Source organism: Anaeromyxobacter sp. SG64 (assembly GCF_022690745.1).
Classification (GTDB): domain Bacteria; phylum Myxococcota; class Myxococcia; order Myxococcales; family Anaeromyxobacteraceae; genus Anaeromyxobacter; species Anaeromyxobacter soli.
Window position 1 is genome coordinate 87,968 of the sequence record NZ_JALCZB010000008.1, and the last position, 9,322, is coordinate 97,289.

The 9,322-nt window shown below is 72.8% G+C and carries 11 protein-coding genes; 7 read left to right on the forward strand and 4 right to left on the reverse strand.

The features are described 5' to 3' along the window. Positions 1-96 precede the first annotated feature (96 nt). From MNZ29_RS04435 to iscX, 7 genes are all read left to right on the forward strand, one after another. Positions 97-1,311, forward strand: a complete 1,215-nt coding sequence (locus MNZ29_RS04435; protein ID WP_242340281.1) for an IscS subfamily cysteine desulfurase — start codon at positions 97-99, stop codon at positions 1,309-1,311. 13 nt (positions 1,312-1,324) lie between these two features. Further along, on the forward strand, positions 1,325-1,786 hold the full coding sequence (gene iscU / locus MNZ29_RS04440) for a Fe-S cluster assembly scaffold IscU (protein WP_242340280.1): 462 nt from the start codon (positions 1,325-1,327) through the stop codon (positions 1,784-1,786). A gap of 15 nt (positions 1,787-1,801) precedes the next feature. Continuing rightward, positions 1,802-2,134: an iron-sulfur cluster assembly accessory protein gene (locus tag MNZ29_RS04445; protein WP_242340279.1), complete on the forward strand. Its 333-nt coding sequence runs from the start codon at positions 1,802-1,804 to the stop codon at positions 2,132-2,134. Positions 2,135-2,226: 92 nt separating this feature from the next. Then, positions 2,227-2,850 carry a Fe-S protein assembly co-chaperone HscB gene (gene hscB / locus MNZ29_RS04450; protein WP_242340278.1) on the forward strand — a complete coding sequence of 208 codons (624 nt, stop codon included), beginning with the start codon at positions 2,227-2,229 and terminating at the stop codon, positions 2,848-2,850. 8 nt (positions 2,851-2,858) lie between these two features. Further along, the gene (gene hscA, locus MNZ29_RS04455; protein WP_242340277.1) at positions 2,859-4,745 is read left to right on the forward strand and encodes a Fe-S protein assembly chaperone HscA; all 1,887 of its coding nucleotides are present in this window, start codon (positions 2,859-2,861) and stop codon (positions 4,743-4,745) included. Between the two features lie 5 nt (positions 4,746-4,750). Continuing rightward, positions 4,751-5,056, forward strand: a complete 306-nt coding sequence (locus tag MNZ29_RS04460) for a 2Fe-2S iron-sulfur cluster-binding protein (protein ID WP_242340276.1) — start codon at positions 4,751-4,753, stop codon at positions 5,054-5,056. Positions 5,057-5,141: 85 nt separating this feature from the next. Further along, positions 5,142-5,339 carry a Fe-S cluster assembly protein IscX gene (gene iscX / locus MNZ29_RS04465; protein ID WP_242353065.1) on the forward strand — a complete coding sequence of 66 codons (198 nt, stop codon included), beginning with the start codon at positions 5,142-5,144 and terminating at the stop codon, positions 5,337-5,339. A gap of 53 nt (positions 5,340-5,392) precedes the next feature. On the opposite strand, the gene MNZ29_RS04470 is transcribed toward iscX, so the two are convergent. From MNZ29_RS04470 to MNZ29_RS04485, 4 genes are all read right to left on the reverse strand, one after another. Continuing rightward, on the reverse strand, positions 5,393-6,457 hold the full coding sequence (locus tag MNZ29_RS04470) for a chemotaxis response regulator protein-glutamate methylesterase (protein ID WP_277956944.1): 1,065 nt from the start codon (positions 6,455-6,457) through the stop codon (positions 5,393-5,395). Further along, a complete protein-coding gene (locus MNZ29_RS04475; protein ID WP_242353067.1) occupies positions 6,457-7,368 on the reverse strand; it encodes a protein-glutamate O-methyltransferase CheR in 912 nt (303 codons plus the stop codon). The genes MNZ29_RS04470 and MNZ29_RS04475 overlap by 1 nt, the downstream gene beginning before the upstream one ends. A gap of 6 nt (positions 7,369-7,374) precedes the next feature. Then, positions 7,375-7,929, reverse strand: coding sequence for a chemotaxis protein CheW (locus MNZ29_RS04480; RefSeq protein WP_242353070.1), 555 nt, complete (start codon positions 7,927-7,929; stop codon positions 7,375-7,377). 40 nt (positions 7,930-7,969) lie between these two features. Then, positions 7,970-9,322 (reverse strand): chemotaxis protein CheA (locus MNZ29_RS04485; RefSeq protein WP_242353079.1); only part of this gene is annotated, 1,353 nt, incomplete at its 5' end.

Here is a 9,322-nt window from a genome sequence, read left to right on the forward strand (position 1 = left end):
GCACGCTTGACCGGGTGGCTGATTTCCTTATACTCGACCCCGCCCGTCGACGTCCGGGCGTTAGCGTTCCCTGAAGCTTAAGAGCCCTCGGGTGCGATGAAGATTCCCATCTACATGGATTATCACGCCACGACCCCGGTCGATCGCCGGGTGCTCGAGGCGATGCTCCCGTACTTCTCCGAGCAGTTCGGAAACGCGGCCTCCAAGAGCCACGTGTTCGGCTGGCACGCCGAGGAGGCGGTCGAGGCAGCGCGCGAGGAGGTGGCGAAGCTCATCGGCGCCTCCGCCAAGGAGATCGTCTGGACGAGCGGCGCGACCGAGTCCGACAACCTCGCGGTGAAGGGCGTCGCGCAGTTCTACCAGTCGAAGGGCAAGCACCTCGTCACCTGCAAGACCGAGCACAAGGCGGTGCTCGACTCGATGCACGCGCTCGAGCGGCAGGGCTTCGAGGTGACCTTCCTCGACGTCGAGAAGGACGGACGGCTCGATCCCGCCCGGCTGAAGGCGGCGCTGCGGAAGGACACGACCCTCGTCTCGATCATGCACGCCAACAACGAGACCGGCGTCCTCCACCCCATCGAGGAGATCGGGCGGATCACGCGCGCGGCGGGCGTGCTCTTCCACTGCGACGCGGTGCAGGGCGTCGGGAAGGTCCCGTTCGACGTGGAGCAGGCGAACGTGGACCTCGCCTCGATCTCCGCGCACAAGATGTACGGGCCGAAGGGCATGGGCGCGCTGTACGTCCGGCGCAAGCCGCGCGTGCGGCTCACGGCGCAGATGGACGGCGGCGGCCACGAGCGCGGGTTCCGCTCCGGCACGCTGAACGTGCCCGGCATCGTGGGGATGGGCAAGGCCGCCGAGCTCGCGCGGCTCGAGGGCGCCGCCGAGGCGGCGCGGGTGCTGGCGCTCCGCGAGCGGCTCCGCAAGGGCCTCCAGGCGGGCCTCGATCTCCTGACCGTGAACGGCAGCCTCGCGCACCGCGTCCCGGGCAACCTGAACGTCAGCTTCGCCTACGTCGAGGGCGAGGCGCTGATGATGGCCATCAAGGACGTGGCCGTGTCGTCCGGGTCGGCCTGCACGAGCGCGTCGCTCGAGCCGTCGTACGTGCTGCGCGCGATGGGCATCTCGGAGGACCTCGCGCACTCCTCGATCCGCTTCGGCCTCGGGAGGTTCACGACCGAGGAGGAGGTGGACCACGTCGTCCGCCTCGTGGTCGCGAAGGTCAAGAAGCTCCGCGAGATGTCGCCGCTCTACGAGATGGTGAAGGACGGGGTCGACCTGTCTCAGATCGAGTGGGCGAACCCCCACTAGCGAAGGAACGAAGATGTCGTACTCGGAAAAGCTCCTCGATCACTACGAGAACCCCCGCAACGTCGGCTCGCTCGACAAGGGCGACCCGGACGTCGGGACCGGGCTCGTCGGCGCCCCGGCCTGCGGGGACGTGATGAAGCTGCAGATCAGGGTGAACGGCGACGGCGTCATCGAGGACGCGAAGTTCAAGACGTTCGGCTGCGGATCGGCGATCGCGTCCTCCTCGCTCGTGACCGAGTGGGTGAAGGGCAAGACCGTCGACGAGGCGCTGACCATCAAGAACACCGACGTGGCGAACGAGCTCAACCTGCCGCCGGTGAAGATCCACTGCTCGGTCCTCGCGGAGGACGCCATCAAGGCGGCCGTCGCCGACTGGCAGAAGAAGCACGGCCTCGACCCGACGGTGAAGGCTGACACGGTCCAGGGCGATCGCGCGGCGCTGCTCGAGCGCGGCGTGCTGAAGTCCGGGATCTGAGGGGAGGCGCGAAGGATGGCGGGGAACATCGACCTGAGCGAGAAGGCGGCGGTGCGGATCCGCGCCCTCTCGGCGGAGAAGGGGACGCCCAACGGCGGCCTTCGCCTGGGCGTGAAGGGGGGCGGCTGCTCGGGCCTCTCCTACGTCATCGACTGGGCCGCCGAGCCCGCCAAGCACGATCAGGTGATCGAGCGGGACGGCGCGCGGCTCTTCGTCGACCCGAAGAGCGCCGTGTTCCTCGCGGGCACGGTGGTGGACTGGCAGCAGACGCTGATGCAGAGCGGCTTCGTGTTCAGAAACCCCAACGTGAAGAGCGCCTGCGGCTGCGGCGAGTCGTTCACGATCTAGTCGATACGTGCTAGTGCGTTCCCGCTCGGCGCCGGGATCTCCCCGGGCGAGCGGGAATGCTCTTTTCGAGAGCATGCGCCACCCGATCTGAGATGCGCCACCCGACCTGCTGGAGCTGCGAGCTGGAGCTGGAGAGCGGGACGCTCTTCTGCCCGCGTTGCCGCAAGATCCAGCCGGTCGCGCGCACCGAGGACTACTTCTCGCTCCTCGGCCTCCCGCGCGAGTTCGCGCTCGACCGGGCCGACCTCGAGCGGCGCTTCCGCGAGCTCTCCCGCGTGCTCCACCCGGATCGGTTCGCGCGCGCCGAACCGCGGGAGCGGCGGCTCTCCCTGGAGCGCGCCACCCGCCTCAACGACGCCTTCCGCTACCTGAAGGACTGGCGGCTCCGCGCCGCCTACCTCCTGAAGCTCGCCGGGACGGACGTGTTCTCCGAGGGGCGGACCTTCACCGACCCCGAGTTCCTGGAGGAGCAGCTGGAGTGGCGGGAGGCGCTCGCCCTCGCGCTCTCCGACGGCGACGGGGAGGCCCTGCGGCGCATCGCGCGCGCGGCGCGCTCCCGGCTCGAAGGGATCGAGGCGGAGGTCGGAGGCATGTTCGAGGACGACCACTGGTTCTCGGAGCTGCCGGTGGAGATCGCGCGGCGCCTCTCCCGCGCGCGGTACTACGACAACATCGTGGCGGACGCCGAACGCGGCGCCGCCGCCGCCGGACCCTGAGGAGCCACATGCCGCGCGCGATCGGGATCGATCTCGGCACGACGAACTCGCTCGTCGCCCACGTGGACGAGCGGAACCGCCCGCAGGTGCTGGAGGTGGACGGCGGGAGCCGGCTCCTCCCCTCGGCGGTGTACTACGACGCGGGCGGCGACCCGGAGGTCGGCGCGGGCGCGAAGCGCCGGGCGCCGGAGCGGCCGCTCGACACCATCCTCTCGGTGAAGCGCTTCATGGGCCGCGGCCCCGGGGACATCCGCCCCGAGGACCGCGGCATCTACCGCTTCGACGAGTCCGGGGCGGTCGTGCGGCTCGTCCTGAACGGCGGCACGCGCGCCGTCACGCCGATCGAGGTCTCCGCCGAGATCCTCCGCGTCCTGAAGCGGGGCGCCGCGGAGGCGCTCGGCGGCGCGCCGGGCGGCTGCGTCATCACCGTCCCCGCCTACTTCGACGACGCGCAGCGCCAGGCGACCAAGGACGCCGGGCGGCTCGCCGGCCTCGACGTGCTCCGGCTCCTCAACGAGCCCACCGCGGCGGCCCTCGCGTACGGGCTCGACAAGCGCTCGCAGGGCATCTTCGCCGTGTACGACCTCGGCGGCGGCACGTTCGACGTGTCGATCCTGCGGCTCGACGCCGGGGTCTTCGAGGTGCTCTCCACCGTGGGCGACACGCACCTCGGCGGCGACGACTTCGACCGGCTCGTGGCGCGGAGGCTCATGGAGGACGGGCTCACGCCCCCGAACGGCGCGCCGTCGCCGGCCGTGCTGCGCGGGGCGGTGGCCGCGGCGCAGAAGATCCGCGAGGAGCTGACCGCGCACGAGGTGGTCGAGGCGGACGTGGAGCTCCCCGAGGGCCACCGCCTGCGGGCGCGGCTCACCCGCGCCGAGCTGGAGGCGCTCATCCAGCCGGTGGTGGATCGCACGACCGGACCGTGCGAGGCGGCGCTGCGCGACGCGAACGTCGCGAAGGTGGACGGGGTGGTCCTCGTCGGCGGCGCGACGCGGACGCCGCTCGTGCGCCGCCACGTGCGGCGGATCTTCGGGCAGGAGCCGCTCACGGACCTCGACCCCGACACGGTGGTCGCGCTCGGCGCCGCGGTGCAGGCCGACGCGCTCGACCGCGGCGGGCGCGAGGACCTGCTCCTGCTCGACGTCATCCCGCTGTCGCTCGGCGTCGAGATGATGGGCGGGGTCGTCGAGAAGATCATCATGCGGAACTCGACCATCCCGGCGAGCGCCACCCAGCAGTTCACGACCTACGCCGACGGCCAGACCGGGATGGTCGTGCACGTCGTGCAGGGCGAGCGCGAGCTCGCCCGCGACTGCCGCTCCCTCGCGCGCTTCACGCTGAAGGGCATCCCCCCCATGCCGGCGGGGATCGCGCGCGTCGAGATCACCTACGCCGTGGACGCGGACGGGATCCTCCAGGTCTCGGCGCGCGAGCTCACGACCGGCATCGAGCAGAAGATCCAGGTGAAGGCGACCTACGGCCTCACGGAGGAGGAGGTCGAGCAGATGCTCGTCGAGAGCATCGAGCACGCCGAGGAGGACGTGACCCAGCGCTTCCTCGTCGAGTGGCGCGTGGAGGGCGACCGGATCCTCGGCTCGCTCGAGTCCGCCTTCGAGCTCGACGGCGGGCTGCTCACCGACGCCGAGCGGGCGCCGATCGAGGAGCGCATGCGCGGGCTGCGGGACGCCATGGCCGGCCCGGACTACCTCGCGATCAAGGCGTGGATCGAGTCGGTGGACGCCGCCTCGAAGGCGTTCGCCGAGCGGCGGATGGACAAGCACATCCGCCAGGCGATGGCCGGCCACCGCGTGCAGGAGTTCGCCGAGAGCATCGTCGAGCACCCGCGCGCGACCGGCTCCAAGGACGGCGATCTCGAGGACGAGGGGGCGTAGCGCGCATGCCGAAGGTCACCTTCCTGCCCGAGGGAAAGAGCGCGGAGGTCCGCCGCGGCTCGTCGATCCTGGAGGCCGCCGAGCAGGCCGGGGTCGAGCTCCCCCACAACTGCGGCGGCGTCGCGGCCTGCACCACCTGCCACGTCTGGATCGAGGCGGGGCTCGACTCGCTCTCCGAGATCGAGGATCGCGAGGACGACAAGCTGAACGAGGCCGCCGGGCTCCAGCCGAGCTCGCGGCTCGGCTGCCAGGCCTGCGTCTCGGACGAGGACGTGGTCGTGCGGATCCCCGGGAACCGGATCGCCTCCTGACGGACCCGTTCTCCACACGAACGCTCGGCGAGCGAAGCGAGCCCGCCGGCCGGGGGCGCAGTCCCCGTCAGAACAGGAGTCACCGATGAGATGGACCGACGTGCGCGACATCGCCATCGCCCTCGCCGAGACGCACCCCGGCGTGGCGCCGCTCTCCGTCCGCTTCACCGACCTGCACCGCTGGGTGCGCGAGCTCTCCGGCTTCGCGGACGATCCGGAGAAGTCGAACGAGAAGGTCCTCGAGGCCATCCAGATGGCCTGGCTCGACGAGGTCGAGGACTGACGGACCCTCGCCGGTCGTGAGGCGCGGACCGGCGAGCAAAGCGAGCCCGGCCCTCAGCCGCGCCGCGGCGGCGCCCGCCACCACTCCAGCAGGGCGGGCGCGATGCGCGGGAGCGGGAGGACCTGCTCGACCGCGCCTCGCGCGATCGCCTCCTTCGGCATGCCGAACACCACGCAGCTCGCCTCGTCCTGCGCGAAGGTGCGCGCGCCGGCGGCGCGGAGCTCGGCGAGGCCCTCCGCGCCGTCGTCGCCCATGCCGGTGAGGATCACGCCGGCCGCATTCCCGCCCGCCGCCTGGGCCGCGGAGCGGAACAGGACGTTCACGCTCGGCCGGTGCAGCGACACGGGGGGACCGTCGAGGACGTGGACGACGTACTGCGCGCCCGAACGCCGGAGCGCCAGGTGCCGGTTGCCGGGGGCGACGAGCGCCCGGCCCGGACCGAGCCGGTCGCCGTGCGCGGCCTCCTTCACCTCCACGCGGCAGCTCCGATCGAGGCGCGCCGCGAACTGCGCGGTGAACACCTCGGGCATGTGCTGGACGATGGCGATGCCCGGGGCGTCCGCGGGCAGCGCCTCGAGGATCTGGCGGAGCGCCTCGGTCCCGCCGGTGGACGCGCCGATGACCACGACGCGCTCGGCCGCGCCGCGGGCCGCCGGGCGGGCCGGGAGCACCGCGTCGGCGGAGAGCTTGATCCCCGGGCGCGAGCCGGCCGTCCGGCGGGGGACGCGCGCGAGCACGGCGGCGCGGACGACCTGCACGAGGCGCACGGCCGAGTCCTCGAGGAACCCCTTCACCCCCAGGCGCGGCTTCGCCACGAGGTCGACCGCGCCCTCCTCCAGCGCGCGCAGCGCGATCTCGGTGCCCGGGCCGGCGAGGCCGGAGCAGACCACCACCGGGACGGGATCCTCGGCCATCACCTTGCGCAGGAAGGTGAGCCCGTCCATCCGCGGCATCTCGATGTCGAGGACGATCGCGTCCGGGCGCTCCCGGCGCATCTTCTCCATGGCGATGAGCGGGTCGTGCGCCGTGGCGACCGTGAGCCCCGCGCGGCCGAGGATCTGCGTGAGCGCCAGCCGCACCACGGCGGAGTCGTCGACCACGAGGACGCGGGCGGGCATCAGGCGCTCCGCGCCGGAGGCGGCAGCGTGTACACGGTGGGCATGGCGGCCCGCGCGCGGGTGGTGAGCCCGCCGAGGCTCTCCGCGTGCCCGAGGAAGAGGTGCCCGCCCGGCTCGAGCCGGTCGATGAGCCGCTCGACCACGCGCTCCTTCGCCTTGCGCTCGAAGTAGATGAGGACGTTCCGGCAGAACACGAGGTCGAAGCGCGCGTCGGGCCAGGCGTCGCCGTTCAGGTTCACCCGGTCGAAGCGCACCCGCGCGCGGATCTCGGGCCCCGCCTTCATGAGCCCCTCCTGGCTGCCGACCCCGCGGAGCATGTAGGCCTTGAGGTAGGCCTCGGGGATCTCGCTCGCCTTGTCGATCGGCCACACCGCGGCGCGGGCGCGGTCGAGGATCCGGGTGGAGAGGTCGGTCGCGAGGATCTCGAGCTCCCAGCCGGAGGGGAACGCGTCGAGGAGCGACATCGCGAGCGAGTAGGGCTCCTCGCCGCTCGAGCACGCCGCGCTCCACACCCGGATCCGCCGCGCGCGCCGGCCCGCCTCGGCCTCCTCGCGCAGCGCGGGGAACACCTGTTCTCGCAGGAACTCGAAGTGGCGGGGCTCGCGGAAGAAGTGCGTCTCGTTCGTGCAGATCGCGTCGAGCATCCGCACCTTCTCGGCCGCGTCCCCGCGGACGCGCTCGTAGTAGGCGTGGTAGCTCGTGAGGCCGAGCTCCCGCAGCCGCCGGGCGAGCCGGCCCACGAGGAGGGCCTTCTTCACCGGCGCGAGCCAGATCCCGGCCTCGGCGTGGATGAGGCGCTGGAACAGCTCGAACTCGCCGTCCGTCACGGCGCTCACGGCCGGCGCCACGACGGCGGGGACGCTCCCCGCGCCGGCCACCTGTCGCGCCCGCCGCTCCGCGTGCACCGTCACGCGCGCCTACGCGGCCTCGACCGCGTCGCCGGCCGGAGCCTCCGGAGCGGCCTCGAGCGCGGCCTCGAGCGCGCCGGTGGCGGCGTCGCGCGCGAACTCCTTCTCGTCGGCCGAGATGACGCGGTCGAGGTCGAGCAGCAGCACGAAGCGCTTGCCGACCTTCCCCATGCCGAGGAGGAAGTCGACCTTCACCGCCGTGCCGAAGGGCGGGGCCGGCTCGACGTCCGCGGGCCCGAGCTCGATGACCTCCTGCACCGCGTCCGCCATGACGCCCACGACCGTGTCCTGGCCGTCGAGCCGCGCCTCGACGATGAGGATGCAGGTGAGGCGGGAGACCTCCGTCTCCGGCAGCCCGAACTTGGCGGCGAGATCGACGACCGCGACGACCTGGCCGCGCAGGTTGATGACGCCGCGCACGGAGCGCGGGGTGGACGGCACGCGCGTGACCGTCTCGTACTGGAGGATCTCCTTCACCTTGAGGATGCCGACGCCGTACTCGCCGCCCGCGAGGGAGAAGGAGAGGTACTGCGCGCGATCGTCCGCTTCCGTCGCCTGTGTCATATCGGGCTCCCAGTCATGACGAGGTTGCGCCCCCGTCCTTTCACGCCGCATTCGCCTCTGCCGTGGCCGCGCGCCGCAGGGTCTCCCGCAGGAGCCCGCCGACGTCGAGGATGAGCGCCACCCGGCCGTTGCCGAGGATGGACGAGCCCGAGATGCCGGGCACTCCGCCGAACATCCGGCCGAGCGGCTTCACCACCGTGGAGGACTCACCGTGCAGCGCGTCCACGGTGACGCCGGCCGTGTGCGCCCCATGCCGGACCACCACCACGTTCTCGCGCCCGGGGCGCGCGCCGCCGAGGCCGAAGTGGTCCCGCAGGCGCAGGTACGGCAGCGGGGCGCCCCGCACGTTCAGGATCCCGCAGGGCGCGGACGCCGCGCACTCCTCCGTGGGCAGCTCGAGGCACTCCACGACCGCGTCGAGCGGCAGGATGAAGGTCTCCGCGGCGACGCCCACCTTGAAGCCCTGGATGATGGCGAGCGTGAGCGGGACGCGGATCGTGATCTCCGTGCCAGCGCCCGGGACGCTCCGGATCGCGACCGAGCCTCGCAGCGCCTCGACGTTCCTGCGCACGACGTCCATGCCGACCCCGCGGCCCGAGAGCTCGGTGACCGCGTCGGCGGTGGAGAAGCCCGGCTCGAACACGAGCCGTCCCGCCTCCTCGTCCGTGACGCGCGCCGCGTCCGGCGCGAGCCCCTGCGCGACCGCCCGCGCCGCGATGCGCGCGCGGTCGAGGCCGGCCCCGTCGTCCGAGACCTGGATCACCATGCTCCCCGCCTCGTGGAAGGCGCGCAGCACCACGGTCCCGATGGGAGCCTTGCCGCGCGCGCGCCGGACGTCGGGCGGCTCGATGCCGTGGTCGAGGGCGTTGCGGACCATGTGCGTGAGCGGGTCGCGGATGTGCTCGATGACCGCGGTGTCCACCTCGACGTCCTCACCCTCGACGACGAGGCGCGCGCGCTTCCCGAGGGCGGCCGCGGCGTCGCGGACGGTCCGGGCGTGCGGGTGGAAGGTCGGCCCGATCGGCACCATCCGGGCCTTCGTGATGAGCTCCTGCAGGTCCTGGTACAGCCGGTCCGCCTCGCGGTGCGCCTCGAGGAGCTGCTCGGCCCCGGCGCCGGCGCGCTGCTCGAGGAGATCCGTGAGCCTGCCGCGGGCGATGGCGATCTCGCCCGACAGGTCGAGCATGCGGTCGAGCTTCGTCACGTCCACGCGCAGCGTGCGCGCGCTCGCGTGGGCAGGCCCGGCGGGCTCGTACGCGTCGCCGGGGCCGGCGTGGCCTCCGGCCGGCGAGGAGGACGCCCCGGGCTCGCCCGCGCCGGGGGCGGACCCGGCGGCCTGCGCGGCGGCGGCGAGTCGGCGCCGGAACGCGAGCGCGGCGGCGGGCTCCTCCCG

Bases quoted from the DNA above. Each gene is read 5' to 3' on its own strand.
- MNZ29_RS04435 (WP_242340281.1), top strand. From the start codon at position 97: ATGAAGATTCCCATCTACATGGATTATCACGCCACGACCCCGGTCGAT.
- iscU (WP_242340280.1), top strand. From the start codon at position 1,325: ATGTCGTACTCGGAAAAGCTCCTCGATCACTACGAGAACCCCCGCAAC.
- MNZ29_RS04445 (WP_242340279.1), top strand. From the start codon at position 1,802: ATGGCGGGGAACATCGACCTGAGCGAGAAGGCGGCGGTGCGGATCCGC.
- hscB (WP_242340278.1), top strand. From the start codon at position 2,227: ATGCGCCACCCGACCTGCTGGAGCTGCGAGCTGGAGCTGGAGAGCGGG.
- hscA (WP_242340277.1), top strand. From the start codon at position 2,859: ATGCCGCGCGCGATCGGGATCGATCTCGGCACGACGAACTCGCTCGTC.
- MNZ29_RS04460 (WP_242340276.1), top strand. From the start codon at position 4,751: ATGCCGAAGGTCACCTTCCTGCCCGAGGGAAAGAGCGCGGAGGTCCGC.
- iscX (WP_242353065.1), top strand. From the start codon at position 5,142: ATGAGATGGACCGACGTGCGCGACATCGCCATCGCCCTCGCCGAGACG.
- MNZ29_RS04470 (WP_277956944.1), bottom strand. From the start codon at position 6,457: ATGCCCGCCCGCGTCCTCGTGGTCGACGACTCCGCCGTGGTGCGGCTG.
- MNZ29_RS04480 (WP_242353070.1), bottom strand. From the start codon at position 7,929: ATGACACAGGCGACGGAAGCGGACGATCGCGCGCAGTACCTCTCCTTC.